General features: G+C 66.8%; 18 protein-coding genes. 13 read left to right on the top strand and 5 right to left on the bottom strand.

Features of this window, described 5'->3' with window-relative positions; all coding sequences use genetic code 11:
- The coding region (gene ggt / locus VB716_RS14225) for a gamma-glutamyltransferase (RefSeq protein WP_323270817.1) at positions 1 to 1,680 on the top strand (1,680 nt) is incomplete at its 5' end.
- Between the two features lie 25 nt (positions 1,681 to 1,705).
- Here ggt and VB716_RS14230 read toward each other — a convergent pair.
- The gene (locus VB716_RS14230) at positions 1,706 to 2,218 is read right to left on the bottom strand and encodes an HdeD family acid-resistance protein (protein ID WP_197170471.1); all 513 of its coding nucleotides are present in this window, start codon (positions 2,216 to 2,218) and stop codon (positions 1,706 to 1,708) included.
- A 153-nt stretch (positions 2,219 to 2,371) separates the two neighbouring features.
- On the opposite strand from VB716_RS14230, the gene VB716_RS14235 reads away from it, so the two are divergent.
- The 8 genes from VB716_RS14235 (at position 2,372) to VB716_RS14270 (ending at position 12,769) form a co-directional block, all read left to right on the top strand.
- Positions 2,372 to 2,869, top strand: a complete 498-nt coding sequence (locus VB716_RS14235) for a DUF2231 domain-containing protein (RefSeq protein WP_323270818.1) — start codon at positions 2,372 to 2,374, stop codon at positions 2,867 to 2,869.
- Positions 2,869 to 3,492, top strand: coding sequence for a DUF2231 domain-containing protein (locus tag VB716_RS14240; protein ID WP_197156428.1), 624 nt, complete (start codon positions 2,869 to 2,871; stop codon positions 3,490 to 3,492). The genes VB716_RS14235 and VB716_RS14240 overlap by 1 nt, the downstream gene beginning before the upstream one ends.
- A gap of 57 nt (positions 3,493 to 3,549) precedes the next feature.
- Complete coding sequence (locus VB716_RS14245) at positions 3,550 to 4,500, top strand: cytochrome c oxidase subunit II (RefSeq protein ID WP_197156430.1); 951 nt, start codon at positions 3,550 to 3,552, stop codon at positions 4,498 to 4,500.
- Positions 4,501 to 4,510: 10 nt separating this feature from the next.
- A complete protein-coding gene (locus VB716_RS14250; protein WP_323270819.1) occupies positions 4,511 to 6,202 on the top strand; it encodes a cytochrome c oxidase subunit I in 1,692 nt (563 codons plus the stop codon).
- Between the two features lie 3 nt (positions 6,203 to 6,205).
- The gene (locus VB716_RS14255) at positions 6,206 to 6,817 is read left to right on the top strand and encodes a cytochrome c oxidase subunit 3 (RefSeq protein WP_197170473.1); all 612 of its coding nucleotides are present in this window, start codon (positions 6,206 to 6,208) and stop codon (positions 6,815 to 6,817) included.
- Positions 6,814 to 8,334, top strand: coding sequence for a GMC oxidoreductase (locus VB716_RS14260; RefSeq protein WP_197156436.1), 1,521 nt, complete (start codon positions 6,814 to 6,816; stop codon positions 8,332 to 8,334). Before VB716_RS14255 ends, VB716_RS14260 begins: the two co-directional genes overlap by 4 nt.
- On the top strand, positions 8,331 to 11,066 hold the full coding sequence (locus tag VB716_RS14265) for an MGH1-like glycoside hydrolase domain-containing protein (protein ID WP_323270821.1): 2,736 nt from the start codon (positions 8,331 to 8,333) through the stop codon (positions 11,064 to 11,066). The genes VB716_RS14260 and VB716_RS14265 overlap by 4 nt, the downstream gene beginning before the upstream one ends.
- A 92-nt stretch (positions 11,067 to 11,158) precedes the next feature.
- Positions 11,159 to 12,769 (top strand): GMC family oxidoreductase, encoded by a 1,611-nt coding sequence (locus VB716_RS14270; protein WP_323270822.1) that lies wholly within the window; start codon positions 11,159 to 11,161, stop codon positions 12,767 to 12,769.
- 21 nt (positions 12,770 to 12,790) lie between these two features.
- Here VB716_RS14270 and VB716_RS14275 read toward each other — a convergent pair whose 3' ends face one another.
- Together VB716_RS14275 and VB716_RS14280 are read right to left on the bottom strand one after the other, a co-directional pair.
- Positions 12,791 to 13,774 carry a VOC family protein gene (locus tag VB716_RS14275; protein WP_323270824.1) on the bottom strand — a complete coding sequence of 328 codons (984 nt, stop codon included), beginning with the start codon at positions 13,772 to 13,774 and terminating at the stop codon, positions 12,791 to 12,793.
- Positions 13,771 to 14,700: a DMT family transporter gene (locus VB716_RS14280; protein ID WP_323270825.1), complete on the bottom strand. Its 930-nt coding sequence runs from the start codon at positions 14,698 to 14,700 to the stop codon at positions 13,771 to 13,773. The genes VB716_RS14275 and VB716_RS14280 overlap by 4 nt, the downstream gene beginning before the upstream one ends.
- 37 nt (positions 14,701 to 14,737) lie before the next feature.
- Here VB716_RS14280 and VB716_RS14285 point away from each other — a divergent pair, with 37 nt between their 5' ends.
- From VB716_RS14285 to VB716_RS14300, 4 genes are read left to right on the top strand one after another with little or no spacing between them, the layout of a single operon-like run.
- Positions 14,738 to 15,556 (top strand): SDR family NAD(P)-dependent oxidoreductase, encoded by an 819-nt coding sequence (locus tag VB716_RS14285; RefSeq protein WP_370594773.1) that lies wholly within the window; start codon positions 14,738 to 14,740, stop codon positions 15,554 to 15,556.
- A gap of 17 nt (positions 15,557 to 15,573) precedes the next feature.
- Positions 15,574 to 16,107: a biotin/lipoyl-binding protein gene (locus tag VB716_RS14290; RefSeq protein WP_323270826.1), complete on the top strand. Its 534-nt coding sequence runs from the start codon at positions 15,574 to 15,576 to the stop codon at positions 16,105 to 16,107.
- 22 nt (positions 16,108 to 16,129) lie between these two features.
- Positions 16,130 to 16,702 carry a hypothetical protein gene (locus VB716_RS14295; RefSeq protein ID WP_323270827.1) on the top strand — a complete coding sequence of 191 codons (573 nt, stop codon included), beginning with the start codon at positions 16,130 to 16,132 and terminating at the stop codon, positions 16,700 to 16,702.
- A complete protein-coding gene (locus tag VB716_RS14300) occupies positions 16,699 to 16,965 on the top strand; it encodes a hypothetical protein (RefSeq protein WP_323270828.1) in 267 nt (88 codons plus the stop codon). The genes VB716_RS14295 and VB716_RS14300 overlap by 4 nt, the downstream gene beginning before the upstream one ends.
- Here VB716_RS14300 and VB716_RS14305 read toward each other — a convergent pair.
- Positions 16,893 to 17,648 carry a TolC family protein gene (locus VB716_RS14305; RefSeq protein ID WP_323270829.1) on the bottom strand — a complete coding sequence of 252 codons (756 nt, stop codon included), beginning with the start codon at positions 17,646 to 17,648 and terminating at the stop codon, positions 16,893 to 16,895. The genes VB716_RS14300 and VB716_RS14305 overlap by 73 nt on opposite strands.
- Positions 17,649 to 17,666: 18 nt before the next feature.
- Positions 17,667 to 18,254, bottom strand: a 588-nt coding sequence (locus VB716_RS14310) for a TolC family protein (RefSeq protein WP_323270830.1), incomplete at its 5' end; no start/stop codon positions are given.

Genomic DNA, 18,254 nt, shown 5'->3' on the forward strand with positions numbered 1-18,254 from the left:
CTCGCCTCGGAGGTGGGTGCGGCGACCCTGCGGGCCGGGGGCAATGCGGTGGATGCGGCGGTGGCCACGGCCTTCGCCCTGGCGGTGACCCTGCCCCAGGCGGGCAACATCGGCGGCGGCGGCTTCCTGGTGCTCTGGTTACCCGGAGCCTCACCGGCAGCGGCCCGTGGCTGCCCGCTGGAGCGCGATCCCGAGCTGCGTCTGGGGGGTGGCACTGCCGTGGCAGTGAATTTCCGCGAAAAGGCGCCCCTGGCGGCCCGGCCCGACCTGTTCCTGCGCGCCGATGGCACGGTGGACCGGCAGCGGGCCACCCGCAGCCTGCTCAGCACCGGTGTGCCCGGCACGGTGGCGGGCCTGACCCTGGCCCAGCACTGCTATGGCCGCCTGCCGCTGCGGAACGTTCTGGCACCAGCGATCGACCTCGCCCGAGAGGGTTTCCGGGTCGGCCGGGTACTGAGCGATTCCCTCACCGCTGCCGCCCCGCTGCTGCAGGCCGATCCCACCTCCCGGCGCCTGTTCTTCGGGGCGAATGCGCCGGCCTCGACTTCCCACCATGCCGCTGCACCGCGCCCCCTCGCGCCGGGGGAGCTGCTGGTCCAGCCGGAGCTGGCGGACACCCTCAGCCGCATCGCTTCCGAGGGGGAGCGCGGCTTCTACCGGGGCCCCACGGCCGAGAACCTGGTGGCCCTGATGCGCGAGCGCGGTGGCCTGATCCGCCACGACGATCTGCAGGCCTACCGGGCCCAGCTGGTGCGGCCGCTCAGCACGCAGTTCCGCGGTGCCACCGTGCTCACCCAGCCGCCCCCCAGCAGCGGCGTGACCCTGCTGCAACTGCTGAAGCTGCTCGAACCGCTGGATCTCGAAGCGAGCGGCCTCAATGGTGCCGCCACGATCCACCCGATGGTGGAAGCGATGAATCTGGCCTTCCGCGACCGCAACGCCCTGCTCGGCGATCCCGATCAGGTGGCGGTGCCCCTGGATCGCTTGCTCGATCCGGCTCGGCTCGCCGCCCAGCGGCGCAGCATCAACGGGCGACGGCACCGGCCCGCGGCGGAGCTGGCGGCCGAACCAGCCCTGGGCCGGGAGGGAACCAACACCACCCACCTCTCGGTGGCAGACGCCCAGGGAGGCTTGGTGGCCCTCACGACCACGCTCAACTTCGCCTACGGCAACGGTGTCAGCGTGCCGGGCGCGGGTTATCTGCTTAACAATGAAATGGACGATTTCACCGCCCTGCCCGGTGCGGCTAATGCCTTCGGGCTGCGGCAGGGCGAGGCGAACGCCATCGCCCCAGGCCGAAGGCCGCTGAGCTCGATGAGCCCCACCCTGGTGTTCCGCGCCAATGGGGAGCCCTGGCTGGCCACCGGAACCCCCGGCGGCAGCCGCATCATCACCACAGTGCTGCAGGTACTGCTCAATCGCCTGGTGTTCGGGCTCAACCTGGCCGGGGCAGTGGCCTCACCGCGGCTGCACAGCCAGCTCTGGCCCGATCAGATCAGCCTGGAGCAGGGCTTCAGCCCAGACACGATCGATCTGCTCGAGAAGCTGGGCCACCACGTGGTGAAGACGGCGGCGATGGGATCGGCCAACAGCGTGGAGGTGGTGCCCAAGGCAGCCGGTGGCGGCAGCCTCGGGGTCGCGGATCCGCGCCGCCCCGAAGGAGCCACCGTGGCGGAGTGAAGATCAACTGCCGTGCATCATTGGCTCACTCGGCGGCAGGGGCCGCGGTGAGCAGATTCACCCCAGAAAAGGCCAGGGCGATACCGAACAGGGTGCCGATCGCCCAGAGGCTGTCGGCCGGCCATTCGGCGATCAGCATCACCCCCAGGATCGCCGTGACGATGCCATCCAGCAGCACCAGGCCGCGGGCCGGAGCCGCACTGCCGGCCGCCGCTGCCAGCTCCATCACACCCTCGAAGGCCAGCAGGAAACCCACGAACAGGGTGAGACTCACTTCGCTGCTCACAGGGAAGAAGAGGATCCACACGCCACCGGCCAGATAGAGCAGGCCCGATAGACCGCGCAGCACCTTGGCCTGGGTGGTGGGCACGCCACTGATGCGCAGAAACTGGGAGATACCGGCCGCCATGGCCACACCGCCGATGCCGATGGTGAGCAGGGTGGCGGAGACGAAGGGCAGCACAATCGCCAGACCGGCCGCTGCAAACAGCAGTCCGGCGGTGATCCAGCGCAGCAGGGGAGAGGCGGGAGCAGCCACAGCAATCAACAACGGCGTCTTGAAAAGCTAATCGCGGCCATCGCGACTTTCGGTGTGCAAATGCCGATGCAACTGTCACAATCCATCACAGAGCCCGCGCTTCCTGCCAGCTCCGCGCAAGGTTGGATGTAATGCCGGCCCGTTGCTGTCCGCATGCTCGAGCTGCTGCCCCCCCTCAACGATCACAACCTCCCCTGGATGGACACGATCCATCCGATCGTTGTCCATTTCGTGATCGCCATGGCGGTGATCAGCGTGATCTTTGATTTCATCGGCGTGTTCGCCAGACGGCCCAACCTGTTCGAGGTGAGCTTCTGGAATCTGCTGGTCGCCACGGTGGCGATCTTCGTGGCGATCATCTTCGGCCAGATCGAGGCTGGCCTGGCCTCGCCCTACGGCGCCTCGCGCGACATCCTCAATCTGCACAGCACGATCGGCTGGTCGCTGGCCGCCGTGCTCGCGGTGCTGTCCGCCTGGCGCTACGTGATCCGCAGCCGGGATCCCCGCAGCCTCCCCCTGCCGTTTCTCGGAGCTGGCGCCGTGCTCGGTCTGCTCGTGGCCGTACAGGTCACCCTGGGCAACCAGCTGATCTGGATCTACGGCCTGCACACCGTGAAGGTGGTTGAAGTCCTGCGCGCCGCCCAGATCTGATGGCCCTTCTCTACCTGCCCGAACCACCACCGATCGAGCAGATTGCGGCACGCCTGGGGCCGAACGGGCTGCCCTATGCGATTCCGATTCACCCCACCTTGGTGCATTTCACGATCGGCCTGTTCGTGATCGCCATTGCCTTTGATGTGGTGGGTGCGCTCTATCCCCTTGAGAAGCGTGTGTTCCGCTTCCTGGCGCTGCCGATCACGCGCTCCGGCTTTCACGATGTGGGCTGGTACAACCTGCTGGCCTGTGCGGTGCTCAGCTTCTTCACCGTGGCAGCAGGCTTCGGCGAGATGTTGCTGGCGGTGCCGCTGCCCGATGTGACCAGCGCCCTTGGCCTGCAGAGCATGGCCACCATGGTGTGGCACGGCGTCGGCGGCGTGGCCCTGCTGCTGGTGATCGTGGCGATGACGATCTGGCGGGGTCTGCAGCGCTTTCGCTGGCGCCAGGACCTGGGCCGCCAGGTGCAATGGAGCTACCTGCTGGTCGGCCTGGGCCTGTTTGCGGTGCTGGGGTTGCACGGCACCCTCGGCGCCGAACTGGCCGCCGAATTCGGCGTGCACGTCACCGCCGATCAACTGCTGGCGGCGGGTCTCGCCCTGGGTGAGGGGCTGCCCTGATCCCCGCCTGACCCCCAAAACCTCGCCCCGTTCAGTTCCGCCCAGTCCCGCCCCGCCATGACCGACCTCTCCGCCGCCAGCGCTGGCCCGCTCCGCCCCAGGACCCTGGGATTGGTGGCGATCGCGCTGCTGCTCGATGGGGTCGCCAGCCTGCGTATGGCCGACTGGTCGCACCAGTGGCTGCCGCTGCCAGCCTCAGCGGCGGCGCCCTACGTGGACGATCTCTTCGCCCTGGAAACGGGGATCGGCACCTTCATCTTCCTGGGGTGCGTGTCCGTGATCGGCTGGACGTTGCTGTTCAACCGTGCCCCCAAATACGACATGGACGACGGTGACCCGATCGAGGGGAACCTGCGGCTGGAGATCACCTGGACGATCATTCCCCTGGTGATCGTGATGCTGATCGCCTGGCACGCCATCCGCGTCAGCGACACCCTCGCCACCCTCGGCGGCAAGGTGCGCGTCACCGGCACGGCCGAAGCCATGGCGCTGGCTGAGCCGGGTGGCGTGGCAGCAGCCGGCGGCTTCGGCCCGATCGAGGTGATCGGCCGACAGTGGTCGTGGGAGTTCGTCTATCCCAACGGCGTGCACAGCACCGAACTGCACCTGCCCTTGAACCTGCGCTCCAGCTTCCACCTGATCGCCACGGATGTGATCCACGGCTTCTTCATCCCGGCCTTCCGGTTGAAGCAGGACATGATCCCCGGCAGCGTGATCGATTACAGCCTCATCCCCACCCGCGAGGGCCGTTACCGGCTGCGCGATTCGATGTTCAGCGGTGGTTACTTCTCCTCCAACCAGACCGACGTGGTGGTGGAAAGCGAGGCCAACTTCCAGCGCTGGCTGGAGCAGGCCGCCCGGCAGCCGCTGAAACCTGGCTACAACGAGGCCCGCCTGCTCTACGAGAAGCGACTGGCCGAGGGAGATCGCGGCTGGGCCACCGTGCCGCCGGCCCCACCCCCCTTGGTGCATGTGAGCACCGATCCCGCCGCCGTTCATGTGTCCTGAGCCTGCCACCATGTCGTCCTCCGTCTCGTTCGATCCGCGGGTTCTCAAGACACCCCATCCAGTGCCGGGAGCACCGGACAACTGGAAGCGATTCTTCAGCTTCAACACCGATGCCAAGGTGATCGGCATCCAGTACATCGCCACAGCCCTGTTCTATCTGCTGGTGGGGGGTGTGCTGGCGATGATCATGCGGGGTGAGCTGATCACACCACCGGCGGATCTGGTCGATCCATCCGTCTACAACGGCCTCTACACCATGCATGGAACAGTGATGCTGTTCCTGTTCCTGTTTCCGATCCTCAACGGCTTCAACAACCTGTTGATCCCGCCGATGATCGGCGCGCCGGACATGGCCTTTCCCCGCCTGAATGCGGCGGCCTTCTGGCTGTTTCCCGTCTTCGGCGTGATTCTGATGGCCAGCTTTCTGGTGCCCGGTGGACCCTCAGGCTCCGGCTGGTGGGCCTATCCGCCGCAGAGCATCCAGAACCCGCTCGGCCACATTGTCAACGGCCAGTTCCTCTGGATCCTGGCGGTGGCCCTGTCGGGAATCTCCTCGATCATGGGGGCGATCAATTTCGTCACCACGATCATCCGCATGCGGGCCCCGGGCATGGGCTGGTTCCGCCTGCCGATCTTCTGCTGGACGGCGATGGCCGCCCAGACCATCCAGCTGGTGGGGCTGCCGGTGCTCACTGCCGGGGCGGTGCTGCTGCTGTTCGATCTCAGCTTCGGTACCAGCTTTTACCGACCGGAAGGTGGCGGGGATCCGATGCTGTATCAGCATTTCTTCTGGTTCTATTCCCACCCCGCCGTCTACGTGATGGTGCTCCCGGTGTTCGGCATCTTTTCCGAACTGTTCCCCGTTTACGCCCGCAAGCCCCTGTTCGGCTACAAGGTGGTGGCGATCGCCTCCTTCGGCATCACCGTGCTGAGCCTGATCGTGTGGGTGCACCACATGTTCTACAGCGGCACACCGCAGTGGATGCGCAACCTCTTCATGGTCACCACCATGCTGATCGCCGTTCCCACCGGCATCAAGGTGTTCGCCTGGATCGCCACGCTCTGGCGCGGCAAGCTGCGGCTCACCACGGCGATGTTGTTCTGCCTGGGCGGCCTGGTGAACTTCATCTTCGCCGGCATCACCGGTGTGATGCTGGCCACCGTGCCGGTGGATATTCATGTGGGCAACACCTACTTCGTGGTGGGCCATTTCCACACGGTGATCTTCTCCACCATCACCTTTGGGGTCTATGCCGGCATCTACCACTGGTTCCCCAAATTCACCGGCCGCATGACCTATGAGGGCCTCGGCAAACTCCATTTCGCTCTCACCTTCGTGGGTGCCCAGCTCAATTTCATCCCCATGCACTGGGCCGGGCTGATGGGCATGCCCCGCCGGGTGGCCTCCTACGACCCGGAGTTCGCCTTCGCCAACGTGCTCGCCAGCCTCGGTGCCTTCCTGCTGGGGGTAGCCATGATTCCGTTCATCCTCAACATCGTCAGCTCCTGGGCGCGCGGACCGAAGGCGCCACCCAACCCCTGGCAGGCGATCGGGCTGGAGTGGCTGCTGCCCTCACCACCGCCAGCTGAAAACTTCGAAGACGACGTTCCCACCGTGATCAGCGGCCCCTACGGCTATGGCCTGAACAAGCCCCTGGTCGAGAACGAAGCGCACTATGTCGCCCGCGCCCTGGAGGCCTGATCGATGACCCTCTCCTCCCCCTTACCTGCCGACGATCCCGCCGCGGCGAGCGGCTCGCATCACGGCCATGCCAATCACACCCTGACCGGGTTCGTGATCTTCCTGCTCTCGGAGAGCGTGATCTTTCTGGCCCTGTTCGCCGGCTACGCCGTGTTCAAGATGTCGTCGCCGGTGTGGTTACCGGCTGGGGTGGAGGGGCTGGAGATCCGCGAGCCCCTGCTCAATACGGTCGTGCTGGTGAGCAGCAGCGGGGTGGCCTGGCTGGCGGAGCGTTGCCTCAAGCGCCAGCAGCTGGTGGGCTTCCGGCTGTGGTGGCTGCTCACCATGGCGATGGGCAGCTTCTTCGTCTATGGCCAGGCCGTGGAATGGCTCCACCTCGGTTTCGGTCTGGGTGATGGCATCTTTGGGAGCACCTTCTATGTGCTCACCGGCTTTCACGGCCTGCACGTGATCACGGGAATCCTGCTGATGGGCCTGATGCTGCAGCGCTCGTTCCGCCCCGGCAACTATGACCAGGGCGAAACCGGCGTGGTGGCCGTCTCGCTGTTCTGGCACTTTGTGGATGTGATCTGGATCGTGCTGTTCGTTCTGATCTACGTCTGGCAGCGCTCATGATCATCGACGACCATTTCTACGACGTTGTCATCGTCGGCAGTGGCGCCGGCGGCGGCACCCTCGCCGGTGAGCTGGCGGACGCCGGCCATTCGGTGCTGCTGCTGGAACGGGGCGGTCCCCTGCCCCTGGCCGAGCAGAACCTGGTCGATGTGGACCTGTTCCGCCGGCCCCGCTTTCACCCAGACGAACCCTGGTTCGGCAGCGACGGCGATCCGTTCGCACCGCAGATGGTCTATGCCCTGGGCGGCAACACCAAGATCTGGGGCGGTGCCCTGCAGCGGATGCGGGAGGCCGAGTTCAGCGGGCTGCCCCTGCAGGAGGGGGTCGCGCCCGACTGGGAGCTGCGCTACATCGACCTGGCCCCCTGGTACGACCGCGCCGAAACCCTCTACCGCGTCCATGGGCGCGCCGGTCTCGATCCGTGCGAACCACCACGCCAGGGCGACTATGCCCACCCGCCCCGGCCGATCGATCCGCTGCTGGAGCAGCTGCAGCAGGGGCTGGAGCGGCAGGGGCTGCATCCCTACCCGCTGCCGCTGAGCTGGTCCACCTCGGCGCTCGATCCCAGCGGGGATGCCGAACGGTTCGGCATCGATCGGGCCACCACACAGTCGGGCTTCACCCTGCGGTACGGCGCCGAAGTGGAGACACTGCATGTCAGCCCCAGCGGCACCGAGGTGCGTGGGGTGGAGGCCCTGATCGATGGCCAGCGCTGGCTGTTCCGCGGCCATCAGATCGTGCTGGCGGCCGGTGCGGTGAACACCCCCGCCATCCTGCTGCGCTCCATCAGCGACCGCCATCCCGATGGCCTGGCCAACGGCTCCGATCAGGTGGGGCGCAACCTGATGAAGCCGCAGCTCAGCGCCCTGCTGCAGCGCGCCAGCCAACCCGGCAGCGGCAGCTACGGGCCCAGCCTGGGCCTGACGGATTACTACTGGGGCGATCGCAATGTCTCGTTCCCGCTGGGATCGATCCAGAACGGCGGCGGCGTGCTTCAGGACACGCTCTTCGCCGAATCACCACCGGTGCTGTCGCTGGTGAGTCGCCTGCTGCCGGACAGCGCCCTCGAGTGGCTGGCCAAGCGCTCGGTCTGCTGGTGGGCGATGAGCGCGGTGCTGCCCGATCCCGACAACCGCATCAGCCTGCGCCGCGGCGGCAGTCTGCAGGTGAACTACCTGGCCAACAACCTGGAGGCCCACGACCGGCTGGTGTACCGCTGGCTCGACACCATGAAGAAGGTGGAGGCTGATCCCGAAACCACGGTGGTGCAGGCGGCGCCGATCTATCCCCGCGGCGAGGCGCCGCTGAGTGTGATGGGTCTGGCCTGCGGCACCTGCCGCATGGGCAGCGATCCGGCCCGGTCGGTGGTGGATCTCGATGGAGCCTGCCATCAGCTGGCCAACCTCTCGATCGCCGATGCCAGCATCCTGCCCAGTTGTCCGGCGGTGGGTCCGGGCCTCACCGTGATCGCCCTGGCCCTGCGCCTGGCCGATCGCCTCAAGGCCAGCCTGCGATGACGGAGGGCAGCGCAACCGCAACGGCCGCCGACTCCGACTCGAGCGAGGCGCGCCGCATCGCTGAACGGGATCAGGGACTAGCGCCCTGGGATCTGTGGGGATCCTATCTGCCGGATCGCCAGTGGGGCACCGTGCGGGAAGACTATTCCGCCGATGGAAATGCCTGGCGTTCCTTTCCCCACGACCAGGCCCGCTCGCGCGTCTACCGCTGGGGGGAAGACGGTCTGCTGGGGCTGTGCGATGCCGAGTGCCGGCTCTGCTTCTCGGTGGCCCTCTGGAACGGCGTGGATCCGATCCTCAAGGAGCGGCCCTTCGGGCTCGGCAATCCGGAGGGCAACCACGGCGAAGACATCAAGGACTACTACTTCCACCTGGCCAACACGCCCACCCATGCCTTCATGCGGGGCCTGTATCGCTATCCGCAGCGGGAGTTTCCCTACCAGCAGCTGCTGGAGGAGAACGGCCGGCGCGGCCGCGATCAACCGGAATACGAACTGATCGACACCGGCATCTTCGAGGACGATCGCTACTTCGATCTCGAGATCACCTATGCCAAAGCCTCAGCCACCGACATCCTGATCCGCCTGCGGGCCGTGAACCGGGCCCGTGTGGCCGCGCCCCTGACCCTGCTGCCCAACCTCTGGCTGCGTAACACCTGGAGCTGGGGCTATCCCGAAGAGGTGGAGCATCGCCTGCAGGCCAGCGGTGATGGTCTGATCAGCGAGGCCATTCCAAACCTGGGCCGCTACGGCCTGCGCTGCGGTGAAGCGGGTCGCTGGTTGTTCACCGACAACGAAACCAACCACGCGCGTCTGTACGGCAAGCCCAATCCAACGCCCTTTCAGAAAGATGGGTTTCACCGCTATGTGATCGCGGCCGAGACGGGCGCCGTTAACCCGGCCGGCAGTGGCAGCAAAGCGGCGATCCTGCTGCAGCGCCTGCTGGAACCGGGCGAAGAGTGGGTGGTGGATCTGCGGCTGCAGGCCCTCGACGGCGCGTCGAGCGCTGCTTCGACCGAACCGCACTCGACGGATCACGATCCCTTGCCGCCGGATCCCTTTGGGGCGGAGTTCTCGCGGTTGCTGAACCTGCGCGAGCAGCAATGGCACGACTACTTCAGCCAGTGCGCCCCCGGGCTCGGGGACGACGACCGGCGCATCTTTCTGGCGGCTTCAGCCGGTCTGCTGTGGTGCAAGAAGTACTACGGCTGGAGCGTGCTGCGCTGGCTGGAAGGTGATCCGACCCAGCCGCCCCCACCGGCGCAGCGCTGGGGCAGTGCCACGGCCGAGTGGCAGAGGTTGCATGCGCACGATGTGATTGCGATGCCCGATGCCTGGGAGTATCCCTATTTCTGCCAGTGGGATCTGATGTTCCACGCGGTGGCCTTCGCCGGCATTGATCCAACCACCGCCAAGGAGCAGTGCCTGCTGCTGCGCAGCCCCCATTACACCGCGCCCAACGCCCAGACACCGGCCTACGAATGGGCCCTGTCGGATCCAAATCCGCCGATCGGGGCCTGGGCGGCGATGCGCATCTTTCAGATCGATCGCAAGAACACCGAGGAAGCGGATTCAGCCTTCCTGGCCAGGTCGTTGCGCAAGTTGCTGCTGGAATATGGCTGGTGGGCCAACCGCAACGACCGCAGCGGCGACAACGTGTTCGACGGCGGCTTTCTGGGCCTCGATAACATCGCCGTTTTCGATCGACGCTTCCCGCTGGCCGATGGCAGCCACATCAAGCAGTGCGATGGCACTGCCTGGATGGCCTCGCTGAGCCTCAATCTGCTGCAGATCGCGGTGGAACTCAGCCGGGAGCAACCGGATGTGGCTGATCTCTGCGAGCGCTTCGTGGTGGATTATGTGCAGCTCGCCATCGCGCTCAATTCCCAGGACGACAACAGCGTGCTCAGCTGGGATGAGCAGGATGGCTTCTATTACGACGTGATCCAGCGGCCCGATGGCAGCTTTGATTATCTGCGCAGCCGCTCGATCACCGGCCTGATCCCCCTGCTGGCCGTGACCAGTTTCGATGTGGAGACCGTGCTGCGTCTGCCGGTGCTGGATGTGCGCAACACCCTGGCCTGGCTGATTCATGAGCGCACCACCCCGGCCTGGGTGGCGGAGCATCTGGGCCTCTGGAACAACGACCGGATCCTGTTCGCCCTGGTGCCCCGCGAACGGTTGCAGCGCATCTGCGAACGGCTGTTCGACGAAGATGAATTTCTTTCACCCCACGGCATCCGCTCCCTCTCCAAGGTCTACGGCGAGCACCCTTACACCTATTGCGAAGCTGGTGAAAGCCAGACCCTGGCCTATGCACCGGCCGACAGTCCGGTGGCGATGTTCGGCGGCAATTCCAACTGGCGCGGGCCGGTGTGGGTGCCGATCAACTATCTGCTGATCGAGGCACTCCAGAAGTTCGCCCACTTCTATGGCGACAGTTTCCAGGTGGAATTCCCGACCCGCTCGGGGCGCTGGCTGAATCTCTGGCAGGTGTCGCTGGAGCTGGAGAAGCGCCTTGTGGGCCTGTTCCGGCTCGGAGACGATGGCGCCCGGCCCTTCTGGGGAGACACACCCAGCTTCCGCAACGATCCCCGCTGGCGTGACCTGATCCAGTTCAACGAATACTTTGATGGGGATAACGGCCGCGGCATCGGCGCCTCCCATCAGACTGGCTGGACGGCGATGGTCTGCAAGATGCTGGTACAGCTGGCCCGCTATCCGGAGAGCTGAGCTGGACAGCCCAATGATCCCACCATTCCTGCCAGAGCAGCCTCAGCTCACCGCACTGTTCCCTCTCCACCGATCCCCCTGCTCCCATGGAGATGACCGGTCCGTCCCTGCACACCTCAGCCCTGCCTGATCCGCGCCAGTTGATCGTGAACAATGGCGATCACTTCGATGTGGTGATCATCGGTAGCGGCGCCGGTGGCGGCACCCTGGCCCGCCATCTGGCGACGAGTGGCCTGCGGATTCTGGTGCTGGAGCGCGGCGACTGGCTGCCGCAGGAGCCCCAGAACTGGGATGCCGAGGAGGTGTTTCAGAAAGGCCGTTACGTCTCGAAAGACACCTGGTTCGACAAGCGGGGCCAGCCCTTTCAACCCGGCAGTCACTACATGGTGGGGGGTGCCACGAAGATGTACGGCGCCGCCCACTTCCGCCTGCGGGAGCAGGACTTCGAGGCCCTGACCCATCACGACGGCCTGTCGCCGGCCTGGCCGTTGCGCTACGCCGACTTCGAACCTTTCTACCAACGGGCCGAGCAGCTGTATCACGTGCACGGCCTGCGCGGTGAGGATCCCACCGAGCCGCCCGCCAGCGGTCCCTATCCCCATCCGCCGGTGGCCCATGAGCCACGCATGCAGCAGCTGGTGGATGATCTGAAATCGGCGGGACTGCATCCGTTTCATGCCCCCAGCGGCGTGCTGCTCGATGAAGCCAACATGGCCTTCAGCCGCTGCCGCAAGTGCAACTGCTGCGACGGTTTTCCCTGCCTGATGCACGCCAAGTCCGATGCCGAGGTGATCGGCATCCGTCCGGCCCTGGCCGCCGCCACGGTGTCGTTGCTGACCCGCGCCCACGTGCAGCGTCTGCTCACCGATGCAACGGGCCGCAGCATCACAGCGGTGGAGCTTGAGCGGGATGGGGAGCCGATGCGGGTGAGAGGCGATGTGGTGGTGGTGAGCTGCGGCGCCGCCAACAGCGCCCGCCTGTTGCTGCAATCGGCCAATGACCAGCACTCCCAGGGGCTGGCCAACGGTTCCGATCAGGTGGGCCGCAACTACATGTTCCACAACAGCAAGGCGATGGTGGCCCTGGCCCATGAGCCCAACACCACCGTGTTTCAGAAAACGGTGTCGATCAACGACTGGTATCTCGGCGATGCCGAGTTCGCCTACCCGATGGGCAATATCCAGATGACCGGCAAGACCAACGGCGCGATCATGAAGGGCTATGCGCCCCTGGAAACCTTCCTGATGCCGGGCTGGTCGATGGACCGGATCGCGGCACACGCACTCGATTTCTGGATCTCCTCGGAAGATCTGCCCCACCCCGAAAACCGGGTCACGGTGGATAGCCAGGGCCACATCCACCTCAGCTACACGCCCAACAACCAGAGCGCCGCCAAGCACCTCTCCGACCGGCTCACCGGCCTGCTGGAGCGCCTCTACCTGCGCAAGCATCTGGTGGAGCGGCAGATCTACATCAAGAGCGCCATGTCGATCGCGGCGGTGGGGCACCAGGCCGGCACCTGCCGCTTCGGTTCCGATCCGGCCAGTTCCGTGCTGGATCTGAACTGCAAAGCCCACGAGCTCGACAACCTCTACGTGGTGGATACCAGCTTCATGCCCAGCATCGGCGCCGTGAATCCATCCCTCACCGCCATCGCCAACGCCCTGCGGGTGGGGGATCACCTGATCGAACGGCTGCGCTGAAATCCCTGCCCGCGAAAACGCTCACTCCAAGACAATCAACTGATGGCCATCGGGATCAGCCAGCCTCAATCCCCGCTGCCAAGGGGGGAAAGCCTCGCCCAGGTCGAGCACCCCTGACAGCAGCTGACCGCCGCAGGCACCAACCTGGGCAGCCACCTGATCCAGATCGCTGACCGCCAGACGGATGTGCCAGTGGGCCAGGTCCTGCAGGGCCTGATCGGCCGGCATCGGCAGCCCCCGGTTGGGTGGCTGGTAATCGAGGGTCTCGATGCCCATGCCCTGCGGGCAGCGCAGGGGCGTGATCGTCACCCGCGTCTCCTGGAGGCCGTCGAGCCGGTCCTGCTCCGGGCCTCTGTTGTCGCCGCTGGGCAGCGCCTCCAGGCCGAGCACGGCGGCGTAGAAGGCGCGGCTGCGGGCCGTGTCCGCGATGGCGATGGCACTGTGATCGATGCCGAGCAGCCTCGGGAGGGGGCCGGGGCAAGGCTGGTGCCAGCGGCCATCGCCCTTGCCGGCCGGGTACTGCAGCAGCTCGAGGTTATGGCCATCAGGATCGCGGAATTTGAAGGCCCGGATGCCGGCGGCGGCGGTGTTCCAGTCCGGCAGGCGCTGGGGGGCCTCCGACACGGCCGTGAGCGAGCCACTGGCCAGCAACGGTTGCAGGTGCCCGTGCAGGGCTTCGAGATCGGGCGTCACCAGGCAGAGGTGCTGGAACCAGAGATCACAGCTGCGCGATTCGGGAGGGATCGCACGGCCTGGCCGCTGGCCCGCACCGGGATCCAGCACCTGCAGCAGATCCAGCCGCTCCTGCCCCACCCCCAGCCGCAGGCGGCGCAGCTGGCCCTGGCCCAGACCCAGCAATGCGGCCTCGGCGCCCCCCTGGATGCAGTCCTGCCCCAGCAGCGTGAAGCCCAGGCTGTCGCAGAAGAAGGCGGCGCTGCGCTCGGCATCGCGGCAGGTGAAGGCGACCGACTGGATCTGCGGCCGGGGGCAGATGGAGGGGCTCAAGACTCGGTGCCCGCCGCGGGGTGAACGGACACGGCGGGCCGCTGCAGCACGATGCTGAGCACGCCGCCCAGGGTGATCAGCGCGGTGCCGAACCACACCGGTGGGGTGGGTTGTTCGGCAAACCAGATCCAGCCGATCAGACCGGCAAACACGACCGAGGAATATTGAAAAGCGCCGATCGCCCCCGGTTCGGCATAGGTGTAAGCCTTGATCAACAGGAACTGAAAACAGGCCAGGCAAGCTCCCGAAGCCACGACCGTGGCCCACTGAGCTGGGTCAATACCGCTGAGCAATGCTGCGCCAACGCCTGGCGGCCGCAAGGGGCCGAGAACCGCCAGGGTGGCGCCGATGCTGCCGATGATCAGGAAATAGGCCATCTGGGTGAGCGGCGATTCACTGCGGTCCAGCCGTTTCACGGCCAGAAACTCCACCGCGCAGAGCAGACCGGCCGCCAGCCCGAGCAGATCACCGGGACGGGAGAGCAGTGACGCATTCGGCTGCACCACGATCACCATCCCGGCGAAGCCGATCGCGAGGCACCCCCAGAGGGCGCGGGGCACCTGCTGACCGAGCACCAGCAAGGCCAGCAGAGGGATGAACAGTGGCGTGGTGTTCAGCAGCACATTGGCATTGACCAGATTCACCAGCCGAGCCGCGGTGATGAACAGGAAGAATCCAGCCAGACCGGTGCAGCTGCGCAGCACATGCAGATGCAGAACGGTCGTGCGCAGATCCCGCCCGCCCCGCAAGAGCAGCCAGGGCAGGATCAGCCCAAGGGCGATCACGAAGGTGAGCCAGGTGAACTGCATCGCCCCCATGCCACTGCCGAGGGCCTTGCCGAAGGCGCTCTGGGCGGTGTTGGCCAGAAAGGCCAGCACCAGCAGGCCGGAACCCAGCATCAACGAGCCCATTGTGGTCTCCGCCATCGCCCCATGCTTAGCGTCAAGGGCATCCCTGTCACCCGTGGGTACTGTGACCAACACCGCCAATCCTGAAGCCGCCCGCAGCCTGGCCCACCTGTTGGAAGGGAAGGTGGCGATCGTCACCGGCGGGAACAGCGGCATCGGCAAGGCGATCGTGGAAGCCCTGGCCCATCGCGGCGCCAAGGTGGTGATCGACTACCGCTCCCATCCCGAAGCCACCGAGGAGATCGAACGTGAGATCGGCGCCTTCGGCGGCAGCAGCTATGGAGTGCAGGCGGATGTCTCGAAGCTCGACGATCTCCAGCGCCTGGTGAAGGCAGCGGTGGAGAAATACGGCCGCCTGGATGTGATGGTCAACAATGCCGGCATCGAAACCCGCACCTCGATTCTCACCACCACACCCGACGACTACGACAAGGTGCTCGATGTGAACCTGCGCGGTGTGTTCTTCGCCACCCAGTACGCCGCCCAGCAGATGATCGCCCAGGGCGGCGGCGGCCGCATCATCAACATCTCCTCGGTGCACGAAGACTGGCCGATGCCGAACAACACCCCCTACTGCCTGGCCAAGGGGGGCGTCCGCATGCTCACCCGCACCGCCGCCCTGGAACTGGCCCCCCACGGCATCACCTTGGTGAACGTGGGGCCCGGAGCTGTGGCCACCCCGATCAACGACTCCACGATGAACAACCCGGAACTGCTGGCCAAACTGGATGCCGCCATTCCCCTGGGGCGCATGGCGCAGCCGGAGGAAGTGGCCAATGTGGTGGCCTTCCTGGCCAGCGACGACGCCAGTTACATCACCGCCACCACGATCTTCGCCGATGGCGGCATCATGCAGAGCAGCCCGGGCCTCTGAATCGGAAGCAGCGACAGATGACGCGCGGTTGGCTGGGGCGCCAGGTCGCCGATCCGGAGGGGCAGGTGCTGCTGGCCCAGGGAGGGGTCGCCATGCTCACGGCGGCCTGGGTGCTGTTCTGGCCGGTGCCCACCGAGGTGCGGGGCCGGGGGGTGTTCATCGTGCCCAACGCCGCCCGGGTGGTGGACGCCCGCGCTGAGGGTCAGATCCTGGCCATCCCGGTGCGGGCGGGAGAGCGGGTGCGGCGCGGCACCGTGCTGTTCCGCCTCGACCTGCCGGCCCTGGAGCAGGAGGTACAGCGACAGGAGCGGGATCTGCGTGAGCTCCAGAGCATCGATGCCGACCTGAGCCGCCGCGACCGGATCCGGCTGGCGGCGGCAGGGCGGGTGCGGGACACGGCGCTGACCAACCTGCGGCGGGAGGAGGAGCGGCTGGGGGCGTTGCGCCGCACCTACGACCAGAAGACGGCCGATTTCCAGCTGCTGGCCCAGCGACGGGTGGTCGCCCCCCTGGCCCCTGGATCTGGAGAGCACCCTGCTGGCGGATCGTGATGGCATCCTGCTGGATCTGCAGGTGGTGCGGGGCCAGTCGGTCAAACCGGGCCAGCGGCTCGGCACCCTGGCCGAGGGTGAGGAGGGCCCCCTGAAGGCTGTGGCCTACTTCGCCCCGGCCGATGCCCGCCGGCAGCGGCCGCCGCTGCCGATGGAGGTGGTGCCCGACTGGGAGGAACGTGGGCGCTTCGGGGGGATCACCGACCAGGTGAAGCAGGTGGGGCTGCTGCCGGCCACCCGGGAGGATATCGACACCACCCTGGGCAATCCCCAGCTGGCCGAGGCGCTGGGGGGTGGCGGCCCGGTGATGCGGGTCGACATCCTGCTCAACTCTGACGGCCGCACGGCCCCCGACAGCACTGACCCCGACAGCACGGCCCCCAGCTCTGCCGGTTACCGCTGGACCCTGTCACGCGGCAGCACGGTGTTCCCGATCCGGGCCGGGCTCACCCTGCGGGCCCATGGCTACGTGGAATGGCGCACGCCGATCAGCTATCTCCTACCGGTGTTCCGCGATCTCACCGGCTCCTACCGCAACCTCGGCCAGGAGCGCCAGGACGTGCCGGCCCTGCGCCAGAAGGGATCCTTGCCATGAAGCTATCCACCTCGCCGCTGGGCCGGGAACTGCCGCTGCTGATCGTGGAGATCGCCCTGCTGGTGGTGCTGCTGCATGCCAACGCTCCGGAGGTCTGGTTCTGGTTTGCAGTGTTGCTGCTGCTGTTGCTCTGGCGCTTCCTGGCCTGGCAGACGCGGCGCATCCAGCGCTCCAGGGCGCCGCAGGGGCCTCAGGAGCCTGTCGACTCCCCGGCGGCAGCGGCCGGCAGCACCAGCGGCAGCGACACCGGGGCGCCGGGCTGATCCGGCACCGGCAGCAGCTCCCGCAGCAGCTGGGCGTAGCTGCCGTTGGCCAGGGTGATCGATTCGGCCACCCCCTCCATCGCCTGGGTGAGCAGGCGGATCGTGTCGCTCACATCGGTGTAGTTGGCCAGCCCGAGCTGGTAGCGGGCCCGCACATCCCGGAAGGCCTCGCGGGCGGAGCCATAGGAGGCCCGTGCCGCCAGGATCTGCTCGAGAGCGGCGCGGTGTTCGAAGAAGGCGGCCTCCACCCGCTGGCGAATGGCATTGCGCCCCTCGGCCAGCGCCTGGGTGGTGCGCGCAGCGGTAGCTCGGCTCGCTCCGGCGGCGCCGCTGCTCACCCCGGCGTCGAACAGGCGCCAGCGCAGCTCCAGCCCCGCCTCCCAGGCGCCGTTCTGCTGATAGAGCTGCGGGATGTTGGTGGCCGCGCAGCAGCCGCGCAGCTCGATCTCGGGTTTGTCCGCAATCCCCTCACCGTAGCCGGCCCTGGCATAGAGGCGCAACTGCGGCAGCAACTCGGCGGCTCGGCGGTCGGCCTGGCGCAGCAGGGCCTGACGGGCAGCCTGCAGGGCGAGCAGTTCCGGGTTATCGCGGAAGCCCGCCACCACGGTGCGCTCCAGATCCAGGGGCCAGGGGGGCAGCAGCCGCACCGCCTCCGGTGTGGTGAGCTTCACCGTGAAGGGCACGTTCAGCAGGTTGCTGAGCTACCGCTGGCGGCTGCGCCACTGGGCTTCGGTCTGGGCCAACCGGAAACGTCTCTGCTGGAGGGAGGCCTCGGCCCGCAGCCGATCGAGCCGGGGCACGAGGCCGCTGCCCTCCAGGGCGATCACCTCCTCCAAGACAGCCCGATCGCTCTCGACCACGGCCTGGCGGATTCGCCGCAGCTGCTGGGCGAGCTGGAGGGAATAGAAGCTGAGGCTCACCTCCAGTTGCAGCTGGCGCAGACGGTTGGCGTAGCGGTGTTGAGCCGCCTCAAGCTCCTGGCGATTCTCCGCCAGGGCCGCGCCCCGCTCGAAATTGACCAGGTCCCAGCGCAGCGCCAGAGCGGCGGTGCCCAGCAGCCGGTTTTCCCGGATCCGGTTCCAGCCGTTTGGATCCACCTGGAAGGGGGATCCGGCTGGGTAAAGACCAGCGTTGTCCTGCCACACCTTGTTGTAACTGGCCATCTGGCGGCCGCCGCCGCCGAGCTCCAGCCACAGCTCCGGCCAGAAGCGGCCGCGCACCGAGCGGAGCCACTGGCGGCGCTCCTGCACGCTGGCAACCTCCTGGGCCAGGGCCGGGCTGTTGCGCAG

Source organism: Synechococcus sp. CCY9201, assembly GCF_034931105.1.
Classification (GTDB): domain Bacteria; phylum Cyanobacteriota; class Cyanobacteriia; order PCC-6307; family Cyanobiaceae; genus CBW1002.

Bases quoted from the DNA above. Each gene is read 5' to 3' on its own strand.
- VB716_RS14260 (WP_197156436.1), top strand. From the start codon at position 6,814: ATGATCATCGACGACCATTTCTACGACGTTGTCATCGTCGGCAGTGGC.
- VB716_RS14280 (WP_323270825.1), bottom strand. From the start codon at position 14,700: ATGGCGGAGACCACAATGGGCTCGTTGATGCTGGGTTCCGGCCTGCTG.
- VB716_RS14290 (WP_323270826.1), top strand. From the start codon at position 15,574: ATGACGCGCGGTTGGCTGGGGCGCCAGGTCGCCGATCCGGAGGGGCAG.
- VB716_RS14250 (WP_323270819.1), top strand. From the start codon at position 4,511: ATGTCGTCCTCCGTCTCGTTCGATCCGCGGGTTCTCAAGACACCCCAT.
- VB716_RS14270 (WP_323270822.1), top strand. From the start codon at position 11,159: ATGACCGGTCCGTCCCTGCACACCTCAGCCCTGCCTGATCCGCGCCAG.
- VB716_RS14265 (WP_323270821.1), top strand. From the start codon at position 8,331: ATGACGGAGGGCAGCGCAACCGCAACGGCCGCCGACTCCGACTCGAGC.
- VB716_RS14235 (WP_323270818.1), top strand. From the start codon at position 2,372: ATGCTCGAGCTGCTGCCCCCCCTCAACGATCACAACCTCCCCTGGATG.
- VB716_RS14245 (WP_197156430.1), top strand. From the start codon at position 3,550: ATGACCGACCTCTCCGCCGCCAGCGCTGGCCCGCTCCGCCCCAGGACC.
- VB716_RS14240 (WP_197156428.1), top strand. From the start codon at position 2,869: ATGGCCCTTCTCTACCTGCCCGAACCACCACCGATCGAGCAGATTGCG.
- VB716_RS14300 (WP_323270828.1), top strand. From the start codon at position 16,699: ATGAAGCTATCCACCTCGCCGCTGGGCCGGGAACTGCCGCTGCTGATC.
- VB716_RS14255 (WP_197170473.1), top strand. From the start codon at position 6,206: ATGACCCTCTCCTCCCCCTTACCTGCCGACGATCCCGCCGCGGCGAGC.